The sequence below is a fragment of the Janibacter cremeus genome (assembly GCF_013409205.1).
GTDB lineage: Bacteria > Actinomycetota > Actinomycetes > Actinomycetales > Dermatophilaceae > Janibacter > Janibacter cremeus.
Map to the genome: position 1 here is coordinate 2,709,630 of NZ_JACCAE010000001.1, position 24,000 is coordinate 2,733,629.

General features: G+C 69.5%; 29 protein-coding genes and 1 other RNA gene. 25 read left to right on the top strand and 5 right to left on the bottom strand.

Features of this window, described 5'->3' with window-relative positions; translation table 11 throughout:
* The first annotated feature begins 26 nt into the window (after positions 1-26).
* From BJY20_RS12805 to ssrA, 14 genes are all read left to right on the top strand, one after another.
* Complete coding sequence (locus BJY20_RS12805) at positions 27-1,256, top strand: TadA family conjugal transfer-associated ATPase (RefSeq protein WP_185991895.1); 1,230 nt, start codon at positions 27-29, stop codon at positions 1,254-1,256.
* Positions 1,253-2,122, top strand: a complete 870-nt coding sequence (locus BJY20_RS12810; RefSeq protein ID WP_185991896.1) for a type II secretion system F family protein — start codon at positions 1,253-1,255, stop codon at positions 2,120-2,122. The genes BJY20_RS12805 and BJY20_RS12810 overlap by 4 nt, the downstream gene beginning before the upstream one ends.
* Positions 2,119-3,072, top strand: a complete 954-nt coding sequence (locus BJY20_RS12815; RefSeq protein ID WP_185991897.1) for a type II secretion system F family protein — start codon at positions 2,119-2,121, stop codon at positions 3,070-3,072. Before BJY20_RS12810 ends, BJY20_RS12815 begins: the two co-directional genes overlap by 4 nt.
* A gap of 36 nt (positions 3,073-3,108) precedes the next feature.
* Positions 3,109-3,321 (top strand): hypothetical protein, encoded by a 213-nt coding sequence (locus BJY20_RS12820; RefSeq protein ID WP_185991898.1) that lies wholly within the window; start codon positions 3,109-3,111, stop codon positions 3,319-3,321.
* Positions 3,318-3,713: a TadE/TadG family type IV pilus assembly protein gene (locus BJY20_RS12825; protein ID WP_185991899.1), complete on the top strand. Its 396-nt coding sequence runs from the start codon at positions 3,318-3,320 to the stop codon at positions 3,711-3,713. The genes BJY20_RS12820 and BJY20_RS12825 overlap by 4 nt, the downstream gene beginning before the upstream one ends.
* Positions 3,714-4,022: 309 nt before the next feature.
* The gene (locus BJY20_RS16325; protein WP_281366044.1) at positions 4,023-4,151 is read left to right on the top strand and encodes a hypothetical protein; all 129 of its coding nucleotides are present in this window, start codon (positions 4,023-4,025) and stop codon (positions 4,149-4,151) included.
* Positions 4,148-4,663, top strand: a complete 516-nt coding sequence (locus tag BJY20_RS12835; protein WP_221935324.1) for a pilus assembly protein TadG-related protein — start codon at positions 4,148-4,150, stop codon at positions 4,661-4,663. Before BJY20_RS16325 ends, BJY20_RS12835 begins: the two co-directional genes overlap by 4 nt.
* Before the next feature lie 77 nt (positions 4,664-4,740).
* Positions 4,741-6,009 (top strand): AI-2E family transporter, encoded by a 1,269-nt coding sequence (locus tag BJY20_RS12840; protein ID WP_185991900.1) that lies wholly within the window; start codon positions 4,741-4,743, stop codon positions 6,007-6,009.
* 33 nt (positions 6,010-6,042) lie between these two features.
* A complete protein-coding gene (gene prfB, locus BJY20_RS12845; RefSeq protein WP_185991901.1) occupies positions 6,043-7,164 on the top strand; it encodes a peptide chain release factor 2 in 1,122 nt (373 codons plus the stop codon).
* Positions 7,165-7,294: 130 nt separating this feature from the next.
* Positions 7,295-8,125 carry a cell division ATP-binding protein FtsE gene (gene ftsE, locus BJY20_RS12850; protein ID WP_185991902.1) on the top strand — a complete coding sequence of 277 codons (831 nt, stop codon included), beginning with the start codon at positions 7,295-7,297 and terminating at the stop codon, positions 8,123-8,125.
* Positions 8,122-9,027: a permease-like cell division protein FtsX gene (ftsX, locus tag BJY20_RS12855; protein WP_185991903.1), complete on the top strand. Its 906-nt coding sequence runs from the start codon at positions 8,122-8,124 to the stop codon at positions 9,025-9,027. The genes ftsE and ftsX overlap by 4 nt, the downstream gene beginning before the upstream one ends.
* Positions 9,028-9,113: 86 nt before the next feature.
* On the top strand, positions 9,114-10,511 hold the full coding sequence (locus tag BJY20_RS12860) for a peptidoglycan DD-metalloendopeptidase family protein (RefSeq protein ID WP_185991904.1): 1,398 nt from the start codon (positions 9,114-9,116) through the stop codon (positions 10,509-10,511).
* 92 nt (positions 10,512-10,603) lie between these two features.
* Positions 10,604-11,092, top strand: a complete 489-nt coding sequence (gene smpB / locus BJY20_RS12865; RefSeq protein ID WP_343062892.1) for an SsrA-binding protein SmpB — start codon at positions 10,604-10,606, stop codon at positions 11,090-11,092.
* An 80-nt stretch (positions 11,093-11,172) separates the two neighbouring features.
* Positions 11,173-11,538, top strand: a transfer-messenger RNA (tmRNA) gene (ssrA, locus tag BJY20_RS12870).
* A gap of 77 nt (positions 11,539-11,615) precedes the next feature.
* Here the strand turns inward: ssrA and BJY20_RS12875 are convergent.
* A complete protein-coding gene (locus BJY20_RS12875; protein WP_185991906.1) occupies positions 11,616-11,786 on the bottom strand; it encodes a CsbD family protein in 171 nt (56 codons plus the stop codon).
* A gap of 70 nt (positions 11,787-11,856) precedes the next feature.
* Entirely contained in the window at positions 11,857-12,231 is a 375-nt protein-coding gene (trxA, locus tag BJY20_RS12880; RefSeq protein WP_221935325.1) for a thioredoxin, read from the bottom strand.
* Between the two features lie 61 nt (positions 12,232-12,292).
* On the opposite strand from trxA, the gene BJY20_RS12885 reads away from it, so the two are divergent.
* The 7 genes from BJY20_RS12885 (at position 12,293) to BJY20_RS12915 (ending at position 18,616) form a co-directional block, all read left to right on the top strand.
* A complete protein-coding gene (locus tag BJY20_RS12885) occupies positions 12,293-12,664 on the top strand; it encodes a VanZ family protein (RefSeq protein WP_221935326.1) in 372 nt (123 codons plus the stop codon).
* A 74-nt stretch (positions 12,665-12,738) separates the two neighbouring features.
* Positions 12,739-14,562 (top strand): DEAD/DEAH box helicase, encoded by a 1,824-nt coding sequence (locus BJY20_RS12890; protein WP_343062893.1) that lies wholly within the window; start codon positions 12,739-12,741, stop codon positions 14,560-14,562.
* Between the two features lie 9 nt (positions 14,563-14,571).
* Complete coding sequence (locus tag BJY20_RS12895; RefSeq protein ID WP_185991907.1) at positions 14,572-15,129, top strand: YqgE/AlgH family protein; 558 nt, start codon at positions 14,572-14,574, stop codon at positions 15,127-15,129.
* Between the two features lie 96 nt (positions 15,130-15,225).
* Entirely contained in the window at positions 15,226-15,531 is a 306-nt protein-coding gene (locus BJY20_RS12900; RefSeq protein WP_185991908.1) for a DUF3039 domain-containing protein, read from the top strand.
* Positions 15,532-15,539: 8 nt separating this feature from the next.
* Positions 15,540-16,334 (top strand): acyl-CoA thioesterase domain-containing protein, encoded by a 795-nt coding sequence (locus BJY20_RS12905; protein ID WP_185991909.1) that lies wholly within the window; start codon positions 15,540-15,542, stop codon positions 16,332-16,334.
* 59 nt (positions 16,335-16,393) lie between these two features.
* A complete protein-coding gene (locus BJY20_RS12910) occupies positions 16,394-18,154 on the top strand; it encodes a DEAD/DEAH box helicase (RefSeq protein WP_185991910.1) in 1,761 nt (586 codons plus the stop codon).
* Between the two features lie 54 nt (positions 18,155-18,208).
* A complete protein-coding gene (locus BJY20_RS12915; protein WP_185991911.1) occupies positions 18,209-18,616 on the top strand; it encodes a hypothetical protein in 408 nt (135 codons plus the stop codon).
* On the opposite strand, the gene BJY20_RS12920 is transcribed toward BJY20_RS12915, so the two are convergent.
* A complete protein-coding gene (locus tag BJY20_RS12920) occupies positions 18,613-19,113 on the bottom strand; it encodes an Lrp/AsnC family transcriptional regulator (protein ID WP_185991912.1) in 501 nt (166 codons plus the stop codon). The genes BJY20_RS12915 and BJY20_RS12920 overlap by 4 nt on opposite strands.
* Positions 19,114-19,220: 107 nt before the next feature.
* Here BJY20_RS12920 and hppD point away from each other — a divergent pair, with 107 nt between their 5' ends.
* The 4 genes from hppD (at position 19,221) to BJY20_RS12940 (ending at position 22,543) form a co-directional block, all read left to right on the top strand.
* On the top strand, positions 19,221-20,441 hold the full coding sequence (gene hppD / locus BJY20_RS12925; protein WP_185991913.1) for a 4-hydroxyphenylpyruvate dioxygenase: 1,221 nt from the start codon (positions 19,221-19,223) through the stop codon (positions 20,439-20,441).
* 74 nt (positions 20,442-20,515) lie between these two features.
* Complete coding sequence (locus BJY20_RS12930) at positions 20,516-21,193, top strand: biliverdin-producing heme oxygenase (protein WP_185991914.1); 678 nt, start codon at positions 20,516-20,518, stop codon at positions 21,191-21,193.
* Positions 21,190-21,717 carry a VTT domain-containing protein gene (locus BJY20_RS12935; RefSeq protein ID WP_185991915.1) on the top strand — a complete coding sequence of 176 codons (528 nt, stop codon included), beginning with the start codon at positions 21,190-21,192 and terminating at the stop codon, positions 21,715-21,717. The genes BJY20_RS12930 and BJY20_RS12935 overlap by 4 nt, the downstream gene beginning before the upstream one ends.
* A 4-nt stretch (positions 21,718-21,721) precedes the next feature.
* The gene (locus BJY20_RS12940; protein WP_185991916.1) at positions 21,722-22,543 is read left to right on the top strand and encodes an RDD family protein; all 822 of its coding nucleotides are present in this window, start codon (positions 21,722-21,724) and stop codon (positions 22,541-22,543) included.
* Between the two features lie 3 nt (positions 22,544-22,546).
* On the opposite strand, the gene BJY20_RS12945 is transcribed toward BJY20_RS12940, so the two are convergent.
* Together BJY20_RS12945 and BJY20_RS12950 are read right to left on the bottom strand one after the other, a co-directional pair.
* The gene (locus BJY20_RS12945; RefSeq protein ID WP_185991917.1) at positions 22,547-23,398 is read right to left on the bottom strand and encodes a hypothetical protein; all 852 of its coding nucleotides are present in this window, start codon (positions 23,396-23,398) and stop codon (positions 22,547-22,549) included.
* Positions 23,395-23,997, bottom strand: a complete 603-nt coding sequence (locus BJY20_RS12950; RefSeq protein ID WP_185991918.1) for an isochorismatase family protein — start codon at positions 23,995-23,997, stop codon at positions 23,395-23,397. Before BJY20_RS12950 ends, BJY20_RS12945 begins: the two co-directional genes overlap by 4 nt.
* Positions 23,998-24,000 lie beyond the last annotated feature (3 nt).

Here is a 24,000-nt window from a genome sequence, read left to right on the forward strand (position 1 = left end):
GAACACGAGCTACACGGGGCAGGAACATGGACGCGGTCGAGACGGTCGAGACAGAGGTGCGCGAACTGATCCGCCGTACCGGCCTGGACCCGGTGCGCGAGTCGGGAGAGGTCGCCGACCTCGTGCGGGAGGCCGTCAGCGACTATGACGATCGCAGCATCCAGGGTGGGCTCCCCGTCCTGGGCAACCGTGAGGCCGCGGTCAAGGCCGTCCTCGATACCGTGGCGGGCTTCGGGGCCCTGCAGCAGTACTTCGATGATCCTCTCGTGGAGGAGATCTGGATCAACTCGCCGAGCCAGGTCTTCGTCGCGCGCAATGGCGTCGCCGAGCTGACGACCACGGTGCTCACTGCCGACGAGGTGCGGGACCTCGTCGAGAAGATGCTGAAGTCCTCGGGCAGACGCATCGATCTCTCCTCGCCATTCGTCGACGCGACCCTGCCGGACGGCAGTCGGCTGCACGTCGTCATCCCGGACATCACCCGGGAGCACTGGGCCGTCAACATACGAAAGTTCGTCGTCAAGGCCGATCACCTGGACGACCTGGTGCGTTTGGGGACGCTGACGCGGGACGCCTCGGTCTTCCTGCAGGCTGCCGTGACCGCCGGTCTGAACATCTTGGTCGCAGGGGGGACGCAAGCGGGCAAGACGACGCTGCTCAACTGCCTGTCTGCGGCGCTGCCGCCCCGCGAGCGGGTGATCACCTGCGAGGAGGTCTTCGAGCTGAAGATCCCACGGCGCGATGTCGTCGCGATGCAGTGCCGGCAGCCCAGCCTCGAGGGAGCGGGAGAGATCCCGCTGCGGCGCCTGGTCAAGGAGGCCTTGCGAATGCGCCCCTCCCGGATCATCGTCGGTGAGGTACGCCAGGCCGAGAGCCTCGACCTGCTCATCGCCCTCAACTCCGGCCTGCCCGGGATGTGCACGGTCCACGCCAACTCTGCCAGGGAGGCGGTGACGAAGATGTGCACCCTTCCTCTCCTGGCCGGGGAGAACGTGGGCTCGCGGTTCGTCGTGCCGACCGTGGCTGGATCGATCGACCTCGTGGTCCATGCTGCGCTCGAGGGGGATGGCACGCGGCGTGTCCGCGAGATCGTCGCGCTGCCCGGCCGTATCGAGAACGACGTCGTGGAGACGACCGACATCTTCACCACCCGCAACGGCACCCTGGTGCGGGCCGATGGCTACCCGCCGCACCGGGAGCGGTTCGAGCACGCCGGGTACGACCTGGCGGCGCTCCTCGGGAGTGGTCCTGCGTGACGGGGGTCGTCGTGGGTGCCGTGCTCGGTACGGGGCTCTTCCTCATCTGGTGGTCCACGTGGCCGCGCGAGGAGGAGACCACGCGCACTCGCGGGGAGAATCCCCTCCTGCGTCGCCTGCGTGACGAGTTGGCGCAGGCCGGATACCGGGGAGTGGGCCCGGTGGGTCTGCTCGTCGCCTGCGTCATCGCCTTCGTCCTTGTCCTGGCCACGGTCACGGCAATGACCCGGGTCCCCAGCATCGCCCTGTGCTTCGCGGTCATGGCCGGCTGGGCGCCCCTGGCAGTGGTGCGGATGCGGGCTCGATCACGGCGTTCACAACTACGGGAGCTGTGGCCCGATGTGGTCGACAACGTCACGTCAGCGGTACGGGCCGGGCTGGCCCTACCGGAAGCCCTGGCCCAGCTGGCGGTCCGGGGGCCACAGGAGCTGCGTCCGGCATTCGCGGAATTCGCTGGTGACTACCGCACGACCGGACGCTTCAACGACAGCCTGGATCGGCTCAAGGACCGGTTGGCCGACCCCGTCGGGGACCGACTGGTGGAGTCTCTGCGCATCGCACGTGAGGTCGGTGGGTCCGATCTGGGGTCGCTCCTGCGGACGCTGTCGGCATTCCTGCGCGAGGACGCCCGCACCCGCAGCGAGCTGGAGACCCGACAGTCCTGGACGGTCAGTGCCGCACGGCTGGCCGTCGCCGCGCCGTGGCTCGTCCTGGCCTTCCTCTCGACCCGCCCGGAATCGGTTCAGGCGTACAACACCACCGCCGGGGCGGTCGTTCTCGCCTTCGGCGCTGCCGCCTCCGTGGTGGCCTATCAGGCCATGATCCGAATCGGTCGCCTTCCCGAGGAAGAGCGGGTGCTGCGATGACCGACCTCGTCCACTCCATCGGCCCGGGCCGAAGTGGAGCAGCCCTCGGGCTGGCCTTCGCCATGGGCGTGCTGCTGGTCATCCAGGGTCTGCCTCGCAACCGACGGGCCACCCTCGATGACCGGTTGGCGCCCTACCTGCGCGACACTCCACGGCCATCCCGCCTCCTGCAGGTCGAGCAGGTGCCCCTCGCCGCGATCATTCCCACCGTCCTGCGTCCGCTCGTCACCGATCTCGCCCGCCGGGTCGAGTCGGTGCTCGGGGGGACGTCCTCGGTGGGTCGACGGTTGCAGCGCGCCGGGCGCGCCCCGGACACCGACCACTTCCGGGCCGAGCAGGTCGTCTACGGCTTTGCCGGCGCAGCCCTCGGTGGTGTGCTCGGAGTCCTCGCCGTCACCAGCAAGGGCCGGTCACCGGTGCTGCTCCTGCTGCTCATCGCCTTGGGGTTCGGTTGCGGGGTGGTCGTGCGCGACGCCCTGCTCAGCCGTGAGGCGAACCGACGCGAGGAGCGGATGCTCGCCGAGTTCCCCACGGTCGCCGAGCTGCTCGCTCTCGCCGTCGGTGCTGGGGAAGGCACCACGGGGGCCCTCGAACGGGTCGTGCGCCTGTCCGAGGGGGAGCTGTCGGACGAGCTCGGCCGGTGCCTCGCGGATGCCCGTGCCGGCGCGAGCCTCCAGAAGGCGCTGCAGGGTCTCGCCGACCGCACCGGCCTGATCTCGCTGGCCCGGTTCGTCGACGGGATCGTCGTCGCCGTGGAGCGAGGCACGCCCCTGGCCGAGATCCTGCGAGCGCAGGCGCAGGACGTGCGTGAGGAAGGACGTCGCCAGATCATGGAGGTCGGTGGCAAGAAGGAGATCACGATGATGATCCCTGTCGTCTTCGGTGTGCTTCCCGTGACCGTCCTCTTCGCGCTCTTCCCGGGCCTCTCGTTCTTCCAGTTCCAGATGTGAATCGACAAGTACAACCACGCCACGAAGGAGATCCACATGTCCGATCAACTCATCAGGGCCCACATCCGGCTAGGCGAGGTCACGCGTCGCGCGGTTGCCCGCCTCGACGACGAGACCGGTGACGTGCCGGGCTGGGTCCTCATCACCCTCATGACCGCCGCCCTGGTCACCGGTCTGTGGACCGTCGCGGGGGAGCGACTGACCTCGATGTTCGAGCAGGCGCTCGACGACGTCGCCAACGGCCCGTGATCGGTGCCGACCGGCTGCGTGGGGAGAGCGGGTCCGCGGTCGTCGACTTCGTCATGACCTCGGCCCTGCTGATGTTCGTCTTCCTCGCGGTCCTGCAGCTCGGTCTGGCACTGCACGTACGCAACACCCTGATCAGCTGCGCCGCAGAGGGAGCCCGGTACGGGGCACGGGACGGGGCGACACCCGAGCAGGGTGCAGGTCGTGCCCGCGAGCTGATCTCCGGTTCGCTCTCCAGCCGTTTCGCTGGAGGGGTCTCCGCGAGCGTGCAGACCACGGCTGCGGATGTGCGGGTTCTCGTCGTCGACGTGACCGCCCCGATCCCGCTCGTCGGACCGATCGGTCCGAGCGAGAGCCTCGAGGTGAGTGGCCGAGCCTTCATGGAGGACCAGTGAGCACCTGGCGCAGCCGCCTTTCGGACGAAGGAGGGAGCGCCGTCATCGAGTTCTCCTGGCTGGCGATCCTCCTGCTGGTCCCGCTCGTCTACCTGGTCCTCTGTCTCGCCCGCCTGCAGGCCGGCTCGTACGCCGTCACCCAGGCCGCGGGAGTCGGCCCGGGCCTTCGTCACGGCCAAAGACGACGCGGCCGCACACGCCCGTTCGCGCGCGGCGGCGAACCTCGCACTCGCCGACCAGGGATTCGAGGCCCAGGGAGAGGTGACGGTCTCGTGCACGGCCAGTCCGTGCCTCTCACCCGGCGCGGTGGTGACCACCCGCGCCGCGGTGGCCGTCCCCTTGCCGCTGGCTCCTGCCGTCCTCGGCGGCGTGATCCCGCTGGAGATCCCCGTCTCGGCCACCCAGGTGGTTCCCGTCCCGGAGTACGAGGCGCGATGACCCCCCTTCGCCGTCTCGGCAGACGCCTGTCCGGACTCGTCCGGCTCGTGCGCACCCGCGCTCGCTGCGAGGACGGGCAGCTGACCGTCCTCATCCTCGGGCTGACGGTCATCGCCATGACCGTGATCATCGGGGGCCTGGCCGTCACCTCGGCGCAGATCTCGCGGATGCGGCTGCTCGACGCGGCCGACGCCGCCGCACTCGCGGCCACCGACGAGGGGGCGGAGCAGGTCTATGACACGGGACTGGCGCAGCAGGCCCTGCCATTGACCGACGACACGGTGCGCAGTGCCGCGGTCGATCACCTCACCGGCCGAGAGCGCCCCCACGGCCTGGCGAGCTGGTCGGTGGCGGGAGGTACCGGGACACCGGACGGGCGCACCGCCGTCGTGCGCCTGGTGGGGGAGGCCGACCTGCCGATGGTCGGGGGGCTGATCAGCTCGCTGGGTGGTTCGGTCACCGTGGGCGTGGAATCACGCGCCCGGGCGGACATCGTCATCGACGCGCCCTGACTTCGCCCCATCGCCCACCTCGACCTGACACGATGACCCCGCAGACGACACCGCGTCGATCGGGAGGAGGGGTGCACGTGGAGCAGGAGCCGGCCGACCCCGTGTCCGACACGCAGGAGGAGCCGACCGCGTCGCGGCCCACCACGGCGGACGAGCCCGAGGCCACCACCAGCGACGAGCCCGAGGTCGTGCACTCGACGGAGGGGACGGTTGCGGCCCCGGTGGCCGCCGCGCAGCCGACGATCCCCGCCGACGAGCTGGACGACCCGGACCGTGAGCACGAGCACCCGGACCTGCGCCCCACCACGGTCATCTCCCTGCCCCCGACGCTGACCCTGCTGGTGGGGGCGGCGGCCGGGATCGTGGCCATCTTCGGCCTGAAGCAGGTCGCCGGGATCGTCGCACCGACCTTCCTCGCAGTCACCCTGATCATCGCGGTGTACCCGGTCTACAAGGCACTGCGTCGGGTCCTGCCGTCGGCGGTCGCGGGCCTGCTGCTCATCACCATCCTCTACGGCATCATCGCTGCACTCGGCGCCTCGATCGGCGTGGCCGCCAGCCGCTTCGCCACCGAGCTGGCCAGACCGGACTACACGAGCACCTTCACCGCCGTCATCACCGACCTGCGCCTGATGCTGGCCGAGCGGGGGATCGAGGCCGACGAGATCGACCGGGCGATCGCCAACTTCGACCTGCGCAACCTCACCGGCATCGCCACGTCGCTGGCCAACACCGTCACGGGACTGACGACGACGATGCTCTTCCTGCTGACGGTGATGATCTTCCTGGTCATGGACTCAGGAGGCTTCGGCCCGCGCCTCGAGGCCATCCACCGGCAGAAGCCCGACGTCGCCGACGCCCTCGTGGCCTTCGGTTACCGGGTGCGCCGCTACTGGATCGTCTCGACGATCTTCGGACTGATCGTCGCGGTCATCGACTACGCGGCCCTGAAGTGGCTCGGCGTCCCGCTGGCGATGACCTTCGCCCTGCTGTCCTTCGTGACGAACTACATCCCGAACGTCGGCTTCGTCCTGGGCCTCATCCCGCCGGCCTTCATCGCACTGCTCTCCGGTGGGGTGTCGACGATGCTCTGGGTGATCGTCATCTACAGCGTCGTCAACTTCATCATCCAGGGCATCCTCCAGCCGAAGTTCACCGGCGACGCCGTCGGTATCAACGCGACGACGGCCTTCCTGTCGCTGATGTTCTGGGCGTACGTCTTCGGTGCACTCGGTGCCCTGCTGGCCATCCCCTTCACCCTCCTGATCAAGACGCTTCTGATCGACCGCGACCCGAAGACCCGGTGGATCAGTCCCTTCATCTCCAGCAGCCCCCGGGGCGGATGAGCAGAGGTCGACCCTGCCGTAGGGTGGCTCATCGTGGCAGTTGACTTCGCATCCGAGATCCAGAACCTCCGCACGACCATGGCGTCGGTGCGTGACGTGACCGATCTGGACGCCCTCGAGGCCCAGATCACCGACCTCGAGCAGCAGGCGGCCGAGCCCAACCTGTGGGACGACCCGGACACGGCGCAGGGCGTCACCTCCGCGCTGTCCCGGGCCAACCACGAGCGTGACCGCATCCGGGCGATGGACACCCGCATCGACGACCTCGAGGCGCTCATCGAGATGGGTGTCGAGGAAGGGGGAGCGGAGGGCTCCGAGGTCCTCGCCGAGGCCGAGACCGAGCTGGCGAAGGTCGCCAAGGCGGTCAGCCAGCTCGAGGTGCGCACCCTGCTGTCGGGGGAGTACGACGAGCGCTCGGCCGTCGTGACGATCCGCGCCGGGGCCGGAGGCGTCGACGCCGCGGACTTCGCCGAGATGCTCATGCGCATGTACCTGCGCTGGGCCGAACGCCACGGTTACCCGACCAAGGTCATGGACACCTCGTACGCGGAGGAGGCGGGCCTGAAGTCGGCCACCTTCGAGGTCAACGTCCCCTACGCCTACGGCAACCTCTCCGTCGAAGGCGGGACCCACCGCCTGGTGCGGATCTCTCCCTTCGACAACCAGGGGCGTCGCCAGACCTCCTTCGCAGCGGTCGAGGTCATCCCACTGATCGAGGGCACGGACTCGATCGAGATCCCGGACAACGACCTGAAGATCGATGTCTTCCGCTCCTCCGGCCCGGGCGGCCAGTCGGTCAACACCACCGACTCCGCCGTGCGGATGACGCACATCCCGACCGGCATCGTCGTGTCGATGCAGAACGAGAAGTCGCAGATCCAGAACCGCGCGGCCGCGTTGCGCGTCATGCAGTCCCGCCTGCTGCTGGCCAAGCGGGCCGAGGAGGCCGCCGAGCGCAAGGAGCTCGCCGGCGACGTCAAGGCCAGCTGGGGTGACCAGATGCGCTCGTACGTGCTCAACCCGTACCAGATGGTCAAGGACCTGCGCACCGAGCACGAGACCGGCAACTCCTCGGCCGTCTTCGACGGAGAGATCGACCAGTTCATCGAGGCCGGTATCCGCTGGCGCATCGAGCAGGCCAAGTCCGACGACTGACCGGAGCGCAGCGGCAACGCGTTCGGCGGTAACGCGCCGAGGTCTCCCGGGTGTCACGACCTCGCAGCGATGCGGCATATCCTTCAGGCGGCCGTTTCCCCCTTCGCACCGCTGAGGCCCCGAGCACCTGATGATCCGATTCGAGAACGTCACCAAGAGGTATCCCAGCCAGAGCCACCCGGCGCTGGAGGAGATCGACCTCAACATCGAGCGCGGCGAGTTCGTCTTCCTCGTCGGCGCCTCGGGCTCCGGCAAGTCGACCCTGGTGCGGTTGGCAATCCGCGAGGAGGTCGTCACCAGCGGTAGGTTGCTCGTGGGTGGCCACGAGCTGCGCAAGATGCCCCAGCGCAAGGTCCCGCAGCTGCGGCGGCAGGTGGGCACGGTCTTCCAGGACTTCCGGCTCCTGCCGAACAAGACGGTCAAGCAGAACGTCGCCTATGCACTGCAGGTGATCGGCCGACCGCGACGGGCGATCCGTGCACTCGTGCCCGAGACCCTCGAGATGGTGGGTCTGGCCGACATGGGCGAGCGGATGCCGCACGAGCTCTCCGGCGGTGAGCAGCAGCGGGTCGCCATTGCGCGCGCCGTCGTGAACAAGCCTCCGGTGCTGCTCGCCGACGAGCCCACCGGCAACCTCGACCCGGCCACCAGCCTGGAGATCGTCAAGCTCCTGCGTCGCATCCACGACTCGGGCACCACGATCGTCATGGCGACCCACGACAACGTCATCGTCGACCAGATGCAGCAACGGGTGGTCGAGCTCGAGGACGGGCACATCGTCCGCGACGAGATCGGCGGCAGCTATGTGCCGAAGGTCGTCGACGCCCGCGACCGGGAGGAGCGCGAGGCCGAGCGGCTCGAGGAGGACGCCGACCGACCGGCGCCCCCCGAGGACCCACCTCTGGGTGAGGTGCACGCCCTCGACGACTGGGACGACGACGCGGAGGACCTGCTGCGATGAAGCCCTCGGTACTCGCCGACGCCTGGGAGGGCCTGCGGCGCAACAAGTCGATCGCCGTCTCGGTGATCCTCGTGACGATGATCTCGATGTACCTGCTCGGGGTCGGCCTGCTCGCCCAGCAGCAGGTCGACCAGATGAAGGGGTACTGGTACGACCGTGTCCAGGTCTCGATCTACCTGTGCACCGAGACCTCATCCCAGCCGAACTGCTCGTCGGGTGCCGTGACCGGGGACCAGAAGGAGTCCATCGCCTCGCAGCTGGATGAGATGAAGCCCCTGGTCAAGGACGTGTACTACGAGGACGAGCAGGAGGCGTTCCAACGCTTCAAGGAGGACTACAAGAACTCCCCGCTCGCCAGCCACATCCGGGTCGGGGACATCCCGGCGAGCTATCGCGTGCAGCTGACCGACCCGGAGGAGTACGCGACGGTGGCCTCTGCATTCAAGGGCGCCCCGGGGGTGGCCAGCGTGCCGAACCTGCGCGAGGTCTTCGCCCCGCTGTTCAGGGCGATCAACATCATCACCGGCGTGATGGTCGGCCTGGCCGTCCTCACCCTCGTCTCCGCGGTGCTGCTGATGGCCACGACCATCCGTCAGGCGGCCTTCACCCGTCGGCGCGAGATCGCGATCATGAAGCTCGTCGGAGCCTCCAACGGCACGATTCGCACCCCCTTCATCCTCGAGACGGTGCTGTCCGGGCTCATCGGTGTGGTGATGTCCATCGGACTGCTGTGGGTGTCCGCCTGGGCGCTCTTCGACCGTTATCTCCTGCGGGAGACCGCAGGAACGGCGTTCATCTCCTCCAGCGACGTGTGGATCATCGCTCCCTTCCTCGTCATCGGGGTCGTGCTGCTGGCCATCGGGACCTCGACGGTCACCCTCTGGCGTTACCTTCGCGTGTAGCCCGGCGCGCCGGTGGGCGTGCCACGACTGTTCAGTTGGTGCGGATGTGACTAGTGTGGCCCTCGATGTGTCCTGATCGCCCCCCCGTGGCTGCCCGTCATGCCCGCACCCTCGTGAGCGCGGCGCTGTCGGTGTGCCTGCTCGGGGGAGTCGTCACCTACGCTTCTGCCGATCCGGATCCGAAGCAGCAGAAGGAGCACGTCGAGGAGAAGCTGTCCGACGCGCGCGGCGACCTGCAGGAGACGTCAGCCGATCTGGTCGAGGCGCACGATGCGCTGGAGAAGACCCGAGGCAAGTTGCCGGCGGCTAGGTCGAAGGCCGAGCAGGCCGCGGCGGCCGAGGTGTCTGCCCAGAGCGAGTACGACGATGCGGTGGCCGCCCACGAGGTGGCCCAGGCCAACGAGCACAAGGCCGAGAAGGAGCTGCGCACGACGAGCACCCGGATTTCCCGGGCCCGTAAGGAGGTCGGCGGTTTCGCGGGGCAGGTCTACCAGCGCGACGGCATCGGCACCATGAAGGTGGCCGTCGGCAGCGAGGACCCGAGCGACTTCATCGACAAGATGATCATGGCCGAGTCGGTCGGCGAGACCCAGGGCGCCGCGCTGCAGGACCTGAGCACCTCACGCGCCAACCTCGTCTCCACCGGTGACCGGCTCCAGGCCCTGCGTGAGCAGACGAAGCAGGCCAAGGAGACCAAGGAGGGTGCGCTCGCCTCGGCGCAGGAGGCCAGCTCCGCTGCGGATGCGGCCCAGGCCGACCTCGAGTCCCTCGAGGATGACCAGTCGAGTCAGGCGGCCGCGCTGGAGCGTGCGAAGAAGAAGGACACGAAGCGCGTCGAGAGCCTGCAGGCCGAGTCGGACAAGTTGACCAAGATCCTCGAGGAGCGGGCCCGCCAGGCGCGCATCCGCGAGGCGGAGATCCGCAAGGCCCGCAAGGCCCAGGAGCGTCGCGAAGCCGAGGCGCGCGAGCGTGCGGAGCAGCAGCGCCGGGAGCGTGAGCGTGCCTCGCGCGAGAGTGCTCCGTCCGCCCCGTCCGCCCCCGCCCCGAAGCCGGCGCCACCGAAGCCGGCGCCACCGAAGCCCGCGCCCAGCTCCGGCGTCCTCTCGGCCCCGAGCAGCGCGCCCGTGAGCTCTCAGTTCGGGTACCGGTACCACCCGATCCTCCACTACTCCCGGTTGCACGCCGGTCGCGACTACGCCGCCAGCTGCGGGACGGCGGTGCGTGCGGCCGCCTCCGGCACGGTGATCAGTGCCGGCGTCGCAGGTGGGTACGGCAACCAGCTGGTCATCGACCACGGCGTCAAGCGTGGGACCTCCCTGGCCACGACCTACAACCACCTGCAGCGATTCGCCGTCAGCGGCGGTCACGTCGAGCGCGGTCAGGTCATCGGGTACGTGGGCACGACGGGCACCTCGACAGGCTGCCACCTGCACTTCGAGACCCGCGAGAACGGCACCCCGGTCGACCCACGACGCTGGCTCTAGCAGCCCGCTCGGCAACAAAACCGATGGCGCCGATGACCGGCGCAACGGGTACGGTGACCCCGGACAGATCGAGCAGCGAAGGGGGGAGTCCCGTGGCCACGAAGAAGAAGAAGGAACCGGGCGAGCTCGTCGTTGCCCGTAATCGCAAGGCGCGCCACGACTATCTCATCGAGGACACCTACGAGGCCGGCCTCGCACTCATGGGTACCGAGGTCAAGGCACTGCGCATGGGTCGGGCCAGCCTCATCGACGGGTTCGCGATCTTCTACGGTGACGAGCTGTGGCTCGAGGGGGTGCACATCCCCGAGTACGTCCAGGGGACGTGGACCAACCACACGCCGCGTCGTCGTCGCAAGCTGCTGCTGCACCGGTCCGAGCTGGACAAGTTGTCCGTGAAGGTCCAGGGCAGTCGACGCACCATCGTGCCGCTGTCCCTGTACTTCAGCAACGGACGCGTCAAGGTCGAGATCGCGCTGGCCACGGGCAAGCGCGACTACGACAAGCGGCACACCCTGCGCGAGCAGCAGGACCGCCGTGAGGCGGACCGGGCGATGTCCGACCAGATGAAGAGGCGTCGCTGAGCGGGAATGCGTTTGGCCGACACCGACGTTGTCGGCAATACTGAATCGCACAACTCAACAGCGTGACGTGTCCACCCCATGGGGGTGATCGGTTTCGACACTGGCCGGTCCTTCAGGGGAAGCGGGTCGAGGATGCACGGTCATCTCGTCAACGCCCCGTGCAAACCAATAGGTGCCGATTCCAAGCGCACCGACTTCGCCCTCGCTGCCTGAGCGAGCCCGAAGTCCGTTGGCCTAGGTTTGATCTCGACCTAGATCCCAGCGTCAGTTAGAGATCTTGCTGCAGTGTTTCGTCGCGGGACACTGTGGGACTCCAACGCGACTGGGCCTGTCGGGGAACGTGTGCGCGCGAGCCCCGGGGCCGAGAAAATCCATAGCGCACTGCACCCGGAGAAGCCCTGATCGTCTTCCAGTGGACGCGGGTTCGATTCCCGCCACCTCCACCATCGTGGACACACGTCACGCAGTACGACGAAGGGCGGGACCGTTGCGGTCCCGCCCTTCGCTTCGTCATGGGGTGGCCCTACTTGAAGGTGTCCTTGACGTTCTCGGCTGCCGACTTCAGGTTGCCCTTGGCCTCCTGGGCCTGACCCTCGGCCTGGAGATCCTTGTCGTCAGTGGCGTCGCCGACGGCGTCCTTGGCCTTCCCGGCCGCCTTGTCCTTGGCGTTGTCCAGCTTGTCGTCGAATCCCATACGGATGACCTCCTGTGGTGGTGTCCTTACACGCAACCACACCGTCAGGGGGATGGCTACCCCCTTCGTCTCAGTCCGCAGCGCCCTCGCGGGCGGCCACCTGGGCCTTGACGTCCTCCATGTCCACGTCCTGCACGGCATCGAGGAGCTGCTCGAACTGTGCCTTGGGCAGGGCGCCGGCGCTCTGGTGGAGCAGGATCCCGTCGCGGAAGGCCATCAGTGTCGGGACGGAGGAGACGTTCGCCAAGGAAGCCAACTGCGGGTTGTCGTCGATGTCGACCTTCGCGAAGGTGATGTCGGAGCGCTCTTCGGCGGCGGCCTCGAAGATGGGCGCGAACTGACGGCACGGGCCGCACCAGGTTGCCCAGAAGTCGACGATCACGGTCCCCTCGCCCGAGACGGTGGAGCGGAAGAGGTCGAGATCGAGATCGGTGATCTTGGTCATGACTTCCATGGTAGGCGGCATGCCCGCACGGTGGCCAAAGCAGGTGTGTTGTGCTGATCCGGTGAACGAACTCCGGTCCGCGCGATGGGTGGTACCTGTTGCCGTGTGGTTGCTCCTGGTGCTGCAGCTGGTCGTGCTGTACGTCCCGTCGGCTCCCGGCCCGTCGGCGCCGATCCCACACGCGGACAAGATCGTTCACGTGCTGGCCTTCGCCGCGCCGGTCCTGGCCGCAGGTCTGACGCGGCGCCGGTGGTGGCCACTGGTCGCAGTGGCCGGCGTGCTCCACGCGCCGGTGAGCGAGGTCGTCCAGCACCTTTGCCTCTCGGGCCGCTCCGGCGATCCGCGGGACGTCGTCGCGGACCTGGTTGGCGTGGCAGGCGCGTCAGTCGCGATATCATTGTGGTTTCGGCGACCACGTCGTCGCCGACTCTAGGAACTCGCACGACGCTTTCGACAGTGGATGTCGCCCGCGAAGAGTTGCGGGTTTACCCATCCATCGACGGAAGTGTGAGCTGCCCCGTGCCGCCCAAGAAGAAGCAACGCTGGACGACTGCCCAGAAGAATGCCGCTGCCAAGAAGAAGGCAGCATCCCAACGCCCGCCCAAGCGCCCGCACCGCGGCCAGGCCCAGCGGCCTGCCGAGGACGCTCCCCGGACCAAGGACCGGTGGCGCGAGCGTGACGGCGCCCCTTCGGGCGATCGTCCCAAGCGCGTGCGTCGCGACGGCACCGAGGACCGCGGTCAGCGGACCTGGGAGCGCCGTGACGACAGGCGCAGTGGTGGCGGCCACGACCGTCGTCCCCGCCGCGAGGACGACCGTCGTCCCCGCCGCGAGGACGACCGTCGCCGGCCCACCCAGCGCTTCGAGCGTGAGCAGACCCGCCGGCCCGTCGAGCCCGTCGAGGACCCGGAGGCGCTGCGCATGGAGGCCGACACCTGGACCAAGGCGTCCCGCACGTCCCTCACCGGCCCGGTCGAGGTGGCCGAGGACAACGCCTTCGCCACGCTCGGTCTACCGCCCGTGCTCGTCGAGCGTCTGGCGCGCGACGGGATCACCACCCCCTTCGCCATCCAGGAGGCGGCCATCCCGGACGCCCTGGCCGGCAAGGACGTCCTCGGTCGGGGACAGACCGGCTCCGGCAAGACGCTGGCCTTCGGTCTGCCCCTCCTCACCCGCCTCGCGGGTGGTCGGGCACGCAGCCGCAAACCCCGCGCCCTGATTCTCGTGCCCACCCGTGAGCTGGCCATGCAGGTCAGCGACTCGCTCGAGCCGCTCGTGCACGTCGTTGGCCTGCGACACAAGCTCGTGGCGGGCGGCTTGTCCTACACCGGCCAGACCGCGGCGCTCGACCGTGGCGTCGACGTGCTCGTCGCCACACCCGGACGCCTGGTGGACCTGCTTGACCGCGGCGCCCTGACTCTCGACGAGATCGAGGTGGCCGTCCTCGACGAGGCGGACCACATGGCCGACATGGGCTTCCTGCCGTCGGTGTCCCGCATCCTCGACGACTGCGCCCCCGGTGGCCAGCGGTTGCTCTTCTCCGCGACGCTCGACCGCGGTGTGGGCGACCTGGTCAAGACGTACCTGGCCGACCCGGTCACGCACAACACCAACGACGTCGCCGCGAGCGTGGACACGATGGAGCACCACCTGTTCCTCATCGACCCGCAGCACAAGAAGCAGATCACCGCCCGGGTCGCCTCGCGTCCCGGCCGCACCGTGGTCTTCGCCCGGACCAAGCTCGGGTGCGAGCGCATCGCCGGCCAGCTGCGCGAGGAGGGTGTCCCCGCGGCCGCCCTGCACGGTGGGTTGGCCCAGAACGTGCGCAACAAGGTCATCGGTGCCTTCCGCACCGGTGCGATCCCGGTGCTCGTGGCCACGGACGTCGCCGCACGAGGCATCCACGTCGACAACGTCTCGCTCGTGATGCAGGTCGACCCGCCGGCCGACCACAAGGACTACCTCCACCGTGCCGGGCGCACCGCCCGTGCGGGGGAGAAGGGGAGCGTCGTCACCCTCGTCCTGCCGCACCAGCGCCGTGAGGTCACCCGGATGGCCTCGGCCGCCGGACTCGAGGCCCGCCCGACGAAGGTCGACCCCCAGGACCAGGTCCTCACCGACATCGGGGCCACCGAGCCGAGCGGCGAGCCGATCCCCGACGCCGACTTCCGCAAGCTCGTCGACCCGCGTCCGGCGCGTCGCCACTCCGGTACCCGGGGCCCCCGTGGCGCCCGGAACCACCGGGGAGAGGACCGTCGGCGCACCGGCGGCGGGAACCAGCGTCGCGACGGCGGTGGACGTCAGGGCCGGCAGGGCTCGAAGCGGGCCTAGGCTCGTGCCATGCAGAACTCGTTGGCCGGCAAGCTGCTCGTCGCCACGCCAGAGCTCGGGGACGACCTCTTCACCCGCAGTGTCGTCTTCCTGCTCCAGCACGACGAGGAGACCGCTGAGGGCGTGGTGCTCAACAAGCCCCTCGATGCCTCGGTCGACGACGTCCTGCCCGGGTGGCAGGAGGGGGCCAGCGAGCCGCGGCGGATCTTCCAGGGCGGCCCGGTCCAGCTGGACTCGGCGATCGGCCTGGCCGGCCTGCCCGGCGACGTCGAGCCACCACCGGGACTCAAGCGTCTCTTCGGTGCGGTCGCGCTGGTCGATCTCGACGCCCCGCAGGAGATCGTCTGGCCGCAGGTGAGCGCGCTGCGCATCTTCGCCGGCTACGCCGGGTGGAGCGCTGAGCAGCTCGCCGACGAGCAGGCACGCGGCGGCTGGTACGTCGTCGACGCCGAGGTCGGGGACGTCTTCGACCAGGACCCCGCCACGTTGTGGCGGCGGGTCCTGCGTCGGCAGGCCGGCCCGATCGGCTGGGCCTCGACCTACCCCGTCGACCCGGCACTGAACTGAGCGCCCGCACCCAACGCCTCGAGACATGGCCAGAGGTCGCTACCGAGGCCGGGTACCAGCCGCTCGCCATGCCTCGTGGCGCCTAGGATGGGGGGCATGAGCACACCCCTCGACCCCAACCAGCCCGGCGCACTCCCGGAGCCCGGTGGGCCGGGTACGTCGACCGGCCTGCTGGAGCGCACCGACCCGGAGCCCCAGGTCGCCGAGCCGGGGGACCACGAGCGCTTCAGCCACTACGTGCGCAAGGAGAAGATCCTCGAGAGCGCCCTGTCCGGCGAGCCGGTCAGGGCCTTGTGCGGGAAGATGTGGACCCCCGGACGCGACCCGGAGAAGTTCCCGGTCTGCCCGATCTGCAAGGAGATCTACGACGGGCTGCGCGACCCGCAGGACGGCGAGGACTGAGGCCCGACGTGGATTCCTTCTACCGTCAGGTGGACGAGGGGCGTTTCGAGTCGCTCCCGACGACGGCGGGGCCGTGGAGCCCGCACGCCCAGCACGCCGGGCCGCCGTCCGCACTCCTCGCGCGCGCGATGGCGGGCCACGAACCGCGCACGGGCATGCGGCTGGCCGACGTGCGCCTGGACATCCTCGGTCCCATCCCCGTCGTGCCCCTGACCGTCCACGTCGAGACCGTGCGCGACGGCCGGTCGATGCAGCTGCTGCAGGCCACGGCCTCGGCTGACGGCGTCCCCGTCGCCGTCGCCCGCTCGTGGCGCATCGTTCGCGCTCCCGACGACTTCCCCCGTCTGATCGGTCGCCGTGCCGGCGACGTCGGGGCCGTCCCCGAGGCCGCGGGCACCGGCCATCTGGAGATGCCCGGCGCCCACACGCACGGCTACCTGCAGGCCGTGGAGTGGCGCATGGTCGAAGGGGGCGTCGGGCAGGGCGGCGTCACGGTCGCCTGGGGCAGACCACTCGTCCCGCTCGTGGCCGGTGAGGACATCACCCCGTGGCAGCGGACGCTCGTCCTCGCCGACTCCGGTGGTGGGATCACGCTGACGCTCGACCCGCGCCGGCACACCTACATCAACTGCGACCTGCACGTCGCGCTCGACCGGGACCCCGAGGGGGAGTGGATCCGGATGAGCTCGCAGGCGCTCGCGAGTCCCGGCCACGGCGGCACGGTGCACACGACGCTGGCCGACTCGCGCGGCGAGCTCGGCACCGGGCTGCAGACGATGGTCGCCCAGAACACCCGCTCCTGAGCACCGTCGCCGAGGGCGTTTCGTCTCCTGTCACCACGGCGATCTAAAGTGACCCTGCGATGAGTCAGTCTGCCGCTTCCAACCTGTCACCCGCCTTCCCCAGGCGGGCTGCGTGGGGTACCGCCGGCAAGCTGCGGGCCTGGCAGGCGCAGGCCCTGCGGGAGTGCCTCGACTCCAGTCGCGCCGACTTCCTCGCGGTCGCCACCCCGGGCGCGGGCAAGACGACCTTCGCGCTGCGGGTGGCCGCCGAGCTGTTGTCGGCAGGCGAGATCACCAACATCACCGTGGTCGCACCCACGGAGCACCTGAAGACCCAGTGGGCCGACGCCGCCGGGCGAGTGGGCATCCACCTTGATCCCCGGTTCTCCAACACCACCGCGGTCACCTCCAGCGACTACGACGGAGTCGCCGTCACCTACGCCCAGGTGGCCTCCCGCCCGTCGGTCCACGAGCAGCGCACCCGGCAGCGGCGCACCCTGGTGATCCTCGACGAGATCCACCACGGGGGAGACAACAAGTCGTGGGGTGACGGGATCCGGGAGGCCTTCGAGCCGGCGGTCCGCCGCCTCTCGCTGACCGGGACCCCCTTCCGCTCCGACACCAACCCGATCCCCTTCGTCGGCTACGAGTACGGCGACGACGGGATCCTGCGCTCGAGCAGCGACTACACCTACGGCTACGCCGAGGCACTGCGCGACGGCGTCGTGCGCCCGGTGCTCTTCATGGCCTACGGCGGGGCGATGAGGTGGCGCACCCGGGCCGGGGACGAGGTCGCCGCACGGCTGGGTGAGCCGATGACCAAGGACGTCATCGCGCAGGCCTGGCGGACCGCGCTGGACCCGAAGGGGGAGTGGATCCCCTCGGTCCTCGCCGCAGCCGACAAGCGCCTGACCGAGGTCCGCCGGGGCGTCCCCGACGCCGGGGCGATGGTCATCGCGTCCAACCAGACCCAGGCGCGCGCCTATGCGCGCATCCTGCAAGGGGTCACGGGGGAGAAGCCGACCGTCGTCCTGTCCGACGACTCCGGCGCCTCGCAGCGGATCGAGGACTTCGCCTCCGACACCTCCCGGTGGCTCGTTGCCGTGCGCATGGTCAGCGAAGGGGTGGACGTGCCCCGCCTGTGCGTCGGGGTCTACGCCACCTCCACCTCGACGCCGTTGTTCTTCGCCCAGGCCGTGGGACGCTTCGTGCGCGCCCGCAGCCGCGGGGAGACCGCCTGCGTCTTCCTGCCGAGCGTGCCGGTCATCCTCGCCCATGCCGGGGCCCTGGAGGAGCAGCGCGACCACGCCCTGGACCGTCCCGAGTCGTCCGACGACGAGGCCCCCATGTGGTCGCAGGAGGAGGGCATGCTCGCCGCGGCCAACCGCAGCGAGTCCGCGAGCGACGACCTCCAGGGTGCTTTCGAGGCGCTGGAGTCCGACGCCCATTTCGACCACGTCCTCTACGACGCGCAGCAGTTCGGGCTGCACGCCGAGGTCGGCTCCCAGGACGAGCAGGACTACCTCGGCCTGCCCGGACTGCTCGAGCCGGACCAGGTGCACGCCCTGCTCAGCGAGCGCCAGACCAAGCAGTCCAAGCGCACCGGCGCCACGGGGGCGAAGGACGACGCCCCCGTCGCCGCGCACCGCGCCCTGGCCTCGCAGCGCAAGGAGCTGAACAAGCTCGTCTCGGCCTACGCGCAGAAGTCCGGGTCGCCGCACGCCAACGTCCACATGGATCTGCGACGGGCCTGTGGCGGCCCTGAGCTGGCGCAGGCGAGCAGCGAGCAGGTCACCGAGCGGATCGAGCGGATCCGTCGCTGGTTCGTCGGTCGCCGCTGATCCAGGTCGGCCGACCTCCCACCTCCGGGGGTCATCCTTGGGCATCATGGAGTCATGACAGCCATCGCGTGGATCCTCGTGGCACTCGGGGTGCTGGCGCTCGTCCTCACCCAGGTGCGGCTGCGCAGGTACCGCGGTCAGCGCGGGATGACCGACATCGCGCCGTGGGTGATCAATCTGCACTCCGCCGCCGGGGGCGCCGGGCTGCTGCTCGTCGCCCTGCGCCTGCTGGACATCGTCTCCTCGACCACGGCGATGTGGCTGGCGATCGTCGGTCTGGCCATCGCCTCGCTCATCGGGTTGACCTTCCTCGCCCGGTGGCGCCGGGCGAGCGGACGTCACGCGGAGAGTCTGAGTGGAGACGGCTGGACCAGCGGCCCGTGGCTCTCCCGGATCGCGCACTTCGGCATGGTGATCGGCACGGTGTTCCTGGCCTGGGGGATGCTCAGCGACACGTTCTAGGTGCGGCGTCGGGCGGCCGCCTCCACGAGGGGGCCGGTGCGCATCGTCTGGTGCGTCACCAGGCAGACCGAGGTGCTGGCCCGCAGCACGTGCGTGTCATCGATGATCTCGTCGATGACTCGACCCAGGTCCGCGTTGTCCGTGGCGACGATGCGGATGATCAGGTCCCCGGCTCCGGTCGTGGAGTGGATCTCGAGGACCTCGGGGATCGCGCTGAGGTGGTCGACGACGGCCTGGTGGCCGAGTCGCTGGCGGATCTCCAGGGTGCACAGGGCCGTCACGGGGTAGCCGAGAGCGGCCGGGTCGATGGTCGGTGCGAGGGTGCGGATCACCCCCTTCGTGCGGAGGCGGTCGAGGCGGGCCTGCACGGTGCCCCGGGCGACCCCGAGCTCGCGGGAGGCGCCGAGGACGCCGATCGCCGGTTGCTCGCTGAGCAGAGCGATCAGGCGGGCGTCCAGATCGTCGATCACGGCCTCGTGGGCCCCGGGGAAGGTCATGGACAGATTGTCACCACAGCTCGCCTCGGATGGCAACAGATTGCGCACCGTGTGCACTCGCGATGTGATTGATTGCGCACAGATGTGACGGTCGACATGCTGATGACATGTCGAACACCGCCGTTGAACTCACCCAGCAGGAGCGCGAGGCCGAGCTCGACCTCGCCCAGCTCAAGCAACTCGTCGGGCTCGTCGAGTACGACGAGGCAGCCGACCCCTTCCCCGTGACCGGGTGGGACGCGATCACCTTCGTCGTCGGCAACGCGACCCAGACCGCGCACTACTACCAGAGCGCGTGGGGCATGGAGCTCGTCGCCTACTCCGGCCCGGAGAACGGACACATGGACCACAAGTCCTTCGTCCTGCGGTCCGGCTCCATCCGCTTCGTCATCAAGGGTGCGGTCAAGCCCGACAGCCCCCTCATCGCCCACCACGCCAAGCACGGCGACGGCGTCGTCGACATCTCCCTCGAGGTGCCCGACGTCGACAAGTGCATCGAGCAGGCCCGTTCCGCCGGGGCCAGCGTCCTGGATGAGCCGTACGAGGTCAGCGATGACCACGGCACCGTCCGGATGGGCGCCATCGCCACCTATGGCGAGACCCGCCACACCCTGATCCAGCGCGAGGTCGACGGGACGACCTACGACGGTCCGTACCTGCCCGGCTACGTCGCGAAGGCCTCGACCTTCGTCAAACGCGACGGCGCCCCGAAGCGGCTCTTCCAAGCGCTGGACCACATCGTCGGCAACGTCGAGCTGGGCAAGATGGACGAGTGGGTGGAGTTCTACAAGCGCGTCATGGGCTTCACCAACATGGCCGAGTTCGTCGGTGATGACATCGCGACCGAGTACTCCGCGTTGATGTCCAAGGTCGTCGCCAGCGGTAATCACCGGGTGAAGTTCCCGCTCAACGAGCCGGCGATCGCCAAGAAGCGCAGCCAGATCGACGAGTACCTCGACTTCTACACCGGACCCGGCGCGCAGCACCTCGCCCTGGCCACGAACGACATCCTGCGCACGGTTGATGAGTTGCGCAAGGAGGGCGTGGAGTTCCTGAGCACTCCGGATGCCTACTACGACGCCGCAGAGTTCCGCGAGCGCGTGGGCGAGGTGCGCGTGCCCATCGAGGAGCTGAGGGCCCGCGGCATCCTCGTCGACCGTGACGAGGACGGCTACCTGCTGCAGATCTTCACCAAGCCGCTCGGCGACCGCCCGACGGTCTTCTTCGAGATCATCGAGCGGCACGGCTCGCTCGGCTTCGGCAAGGGCAACTTCAAGGCGCTCTTCGAGTCGATCGAGCGGGAGCAGGACAAGCGCGGCAACCTCTGACCAGAAGGGGGCGTGCTCTGGTCCGGAAGCGCCGCTAAGGGTAAGGTTAGGTAAGCCTCACTCTAGGAGTTCCGATGGTCACGCCCCTTTCCGTGGCGCTACGTACCGAGACCGCGACGGCCCACGCGGATGCCGAGGGGTCGGCCTTCGTCGAGCAGCTCATGGCTGGGCAGGCATGTCGTCCCGCCTTCGTGGCGCTGGCGGCTCAGCAGATGGTGATCTACCGAGCCCTCGAAGAGGTCCTGTGGGGGCACTATGCGAGCCATCCGCTGCTCGAGCCGGTGATGGACCACCGGCTGGACCGGGTGGGTGCTCTGGAGCAGGACCTGGTGCATCTGGCCGGTGAGGACGTCCAGGTCCGGCTTGCGACGGGTGAGCTTCCCATCGTGCCGGCGGCGGCGGACTACGCGATGCGGCTGCGCGCCGAGCACACACCCGAGATGATGCTCGCCAACCACTACGTGCGCTACCTCGGTGATCTCTCCGGCGGGCAGGCCATCGCGCGGATGGTCCAGCGTCACTACGAGGTGGCACCCGCCGGGCTGACGTTCTACCGCTTCACGCAGATCCCCAAGCCGAAGCCGTACAAGGACGCCTACCGAGCGACGCTCGACGCCCTCGAGATCGACGCCGGCACCCACCGGCGGATCGTCGCTGCCGCGGTGGACAGCTTCGAGCTGAACCGCCGCGTCTTCGCCGACCTCGCTGCTGCGCGTGCCCCGGAGCACGCCGCAGCGGGTGGGCCGGCGTGACCTGGACCGCTTTTCTCCCGACCTTCGGGTTGCTCTTCCTGGTCGTCATGGTCCGGGCCAATGCGACGTACTGGCTCGGTCGAGGCGCGGCCGCCGGGTCACGGCGATACCTGCGGTCGGACGAAGGGGGCACCTCTCCTCGCTGGCAGAAGGCCCGTGATCTGGTCAACAGCTGGGGCCCGCTCGCCGTCGTGGTCTGCTTCCTCACGGTCGGTATCCAGACCGCCGTCAACGGCACTGCCGGGATCACCCGCATGCCGCTGCGTCGCTACCTGCCCGCGGTCACGCTCGGATCGATCATCTGGGCCGCGCTGTACGCCACGGTCGGGCTCGCCGCCGCCCGGGCGTGGTTGGCGGCCGCCGCCCGCTGGCCGGGCACGGTGGCCGCCGTCGCGGTGCTGCTGGTCATCGCGGTCGTCGTAATCATCTGGCGCCGTCGCCGGGCCGTGGCCACCCGGTCGGCGACGTTGACGGCAACCGCCCGGGAGGCCGTGCCGGCGGCGAGCGACGACGTGAGATCGTGAGGTCATGAGCTTCCCCGAGCGCGCCGGCTGGTACGACGATCCGGAGGACGACACCCAACTGCGGTACTTCGACGGGGTCGTCTGGAGCGATCACCGCGTGCCACGCCAGACCCGCTCGGCGCAGCCGGTGGACCCCGCCCCCCAGCAGGGTGGCCAGTACGCACAGGCGTCCGGCCCCGGACGCGACGTCTTCGGACGGCCCAGTGCGCAGGGGCAGACGCAGGCCCCGCAGCAGCCCGGATGGGGCACATCGCCTGCAGGGCCGACGACTGCTGACGGCCAGCCGCTGGCAAGCTTCGGGACCCGGGCAACCGCCTACCTCATCGACACCGTGATCATGGGCGTGCTGGTCCTGCTGACCTCCGGCTGGGCCTGGTGGCTCTTCATGGCCGACTACTGGCGGCGGGCGATGGAGGGGACGATGAGTGGCACGCCGGACCCGGTGACCTTCGAGGAGGCCTCCAGCTACCTCCAGTACCTGGACTACGAGTACCTCTTCATCGCCGTCGCCATCATGGTGCTCGTCCAGGCGGTCTACGGCATCGGGTTCCTGGTCGCCAGGGGAGCGACTCCCGGCAAGATGATGGCCGGGATCCACGTGCGCGGCGTGCACCATCCGGGGCCGCTCGGCTTCGGCACGGCCTTCATGCGGATGCTCCTGCCGATGATCCTGCGCGTGTTGTGGGTCCTCACGTGCATGGTCGAGGTCGTCTTCCGCGCGCTGGACCTGCTCTGGCCCCTGAAGGACGCGCGTCGACAGGCCCTGCACGACAAGATCGCCGGTACGCAGGTCGTCGTCGGGAAGCAGCCCCGCGAGCGTTCCTGAGGGTCACTCCTCGCCGACGGTGAGCAGGCCGAGCTCCTGCAGCTCGCCGATCGGGTCGGTGACGTCGCAGCATCCGTAGCCGGTGAAGGCCGCGCGCACGGCGGCGATGTCAGGGCTCGACCACCCGGCGACGCTGTCGGCGAGGGCCGACGCATCCCGGATCTCCAGCAGGTCTCGCACTGTGGTCGCGTCGACGCCACCTGCGCTGGCGTGGACTGCCACGAGTACGTTGAGCAGTCCGTGCTGCTCCTGGGGTGTCGCGTCGACGAGGTACTCACCCCGGACCACGTGGTGCATCCCGCCGGTCAGGGTCAGGGGCAGGTGGCGCCGACCCGTCGCCAGGATGACGTCGGCGAGCTCCGCGGCACCCGGCCAGGACCAGCCCGGCGTGGGTCCGGTGCGGAACTTTGCTCGCACGTCGACGAAGTCGCTTGCCGAGGTGATGTCGTCCAGCGCCTCACCCTGCCCCTCGCGACCGATCTCGAGGTTGACGACCAGCTCGCCGAAGTCGAGGTTGCGCCACTCGGGCGACCAGGCCGCGTCCAGGGAGACCACCCGCGGCCGCCCGAGGGCCCGCAGCGCCCCCAAGGAGGCGTCGATGTCCGCGACGGCGGTCCCGGGGCGGGCGACCAGCCCGATTGCGGGCGGCACAGGTGCTCCGGTGTCCATCGCCCTGGTCAGGTCCTCGACGGCCGGTACCCCGAGGAGGAAGGGACCGACGACGTCGGCGTACCCGGCGCGGCGGTGGGCGGCGTGGGCCCGCAGGGCCTGGTCCATCGGCAGCTGTGCCGGTGGGAAGAGTGACGCGTCGTTGATCAGCGAGATGAACAGGGCACGGTGGGCGGCGACGCTCACGCTGCCCACTCCACGGCGCCTGCCTCGATCATCTCCGTCAGCGCCGCCTCGCTCGTCCCGGGCGCGACCCCGGCGATGGTGTCGACGAGGAGCCGCACTGCGAACCCCTCCTGCAGGGCGTCGAGGACGGTCGCGCGGACGCAGTGGTCGGTGGCGATGCCGCCGACGTCGAGGTCGGTGACGCCCCGCTGGCGCAACCAGTCGGCCAGGCCGGTCTGCCCGTCCCCGACCGCAAACCCCTCGAAACCGCTGTAGGCGGCCTCGTGCGCGCCCTTGCGGAAGACCTCGTCGACGCGGTCGAGGACCGGGTGGAAGGAGTCGTGGAAGTCCGCCCCGGGGGTGTCCGCTGCGCAGTGCACCGGCCAGCTGGTCACGAAGTCCGGTGCGCCCCGGGTGGCCCAGTGCGACCCCGGGTCGTGGTGCCAGTCCGCGGTGAGTGCGATGACCTCGTACTCGTGCTCGGTGGACTCGCGCCCGGGTCGGTCCGCCAGGACTCGTTCCGCGGCCCGGGCGGCGACGGCCTCGCCGCCCGCGACCCCCATGGACCCCCCTTCGCAGAAGTCGTTCTGGAGGTCGACCAACAACAGTGCGCGTGCCATACC

Coding starts and splice junctions, on each gene's coding strand:
- BJY20_RS12895 (WP_185991907.1), top strand. CDS start 14,572: ATGCAGAACTCGTTGGCCGGCAAGCTGCTCGTCGCCACGCCAGAGCTC.
- BJY20_RS12910 (WP_185991910.1), top strand. CDS start 16,394: ATGAGTCAGTCTGCCGCTTCCAACCTGTCACCCGCCTTCCCCAGGCGG.
- BJY20_RS12835 (WP_221935324.1), top strand. CDS start 4,148: ATGACCCCCCTTCGCCGTCTCGGCAGACGCCTGTCCGGACTCGTCCGG.
- BJY20_RS12820 (WP_185991898.1), top strand. CDS start 3,109: ATGTCCGATCAACTCATCAGGGCCCACATCCGGCTAGGCGAGGTCACG.
- BJY20_RS12805 (WP_185991895.1), top strand. CDS start 27: ATGGACGCGGTCGAGACGGTCGAGACAGAGGTGCGCGAACTGATCCGC.
- ftsX (WP_185991903.1), top strand. CDS start 8,122: ATGAAGCCCTCGGTACTCGCCGACGCCTGGGAGGGCCTGCGGCGCAAC.
- BJY20_RS12920 (WP_185991912.1), bottom strand. CDS start 19,113: ATGACCTTCCCCGGGGCCCACGAGGCCGTGATCGACGATCTGGACGCC.
- trxA (WP_221935325.1), bottom strand. CDS start 12,231: ATGACCAAGATCACCGATCTCGATCTCGACCTCTTCCGCTCCACCGTC.
- ftsE (WP_185991902.1), top strand. CDS start 7,295: ATGATCCGATTCGAGAACGTCACCAAGAGGTATCCCAGCCAGAGCCAC.
- BJY20_RS12915 (WP_185991911.1), top strand. CDS start 18,209: ATGACAGCCATCGCGTGGATCCTCGTGGCACTCGGGGTGCTGGCGCTC.
- BJY20_RS12930 (WP_185991914.1), top strand. CDS start 20,516: ATGGTCACGCCCCTTTCCGTGGCGCTACGTACCGAGACCGCGACGGCC.
- hppD (WP_185991913.1), top strand. CDS start 19,221: ATGTCGAACACCGCCGTTGAACTCACCCAGCAGGAGCGCGAGGCCGAG.
- BJY20_RS12815 (WP_185991897.1), top strand. CDS start 2,119: ATGACCGACCTCGTCCACTCCATCGGCCCGGGCCGAAGTGGAGCAGCC.
- BJY20_RS12950 (WP_185991918.1), bottom strand. CDS start 23,997: ATGGCACGCGCACTGTTGTTGGTCGACCTCCAGAACGACTTCTGCGAA.
- BJY20_RS12900 (WP_185991908.1), top strand. CDS start 15,226: ATGAGCACACCCCTCGACCCCAACCAGCCCGGCGCACTCCCGGAGCCC.
- BJY20_RS12875 (WP_185991906.1), bottom strand. CDS start 11,786: ATGGGATTCGACGACAAGCTGGACAACGCCAAGGACAAGGCGGCCGGG.
- BJY20_RS12940 (WP_185991916.1), top strand. CDS start 21,722: ATGAGCTTCCCCGAGCGCGCCGGCTGGTACGACGATCCGGAGGACGAC.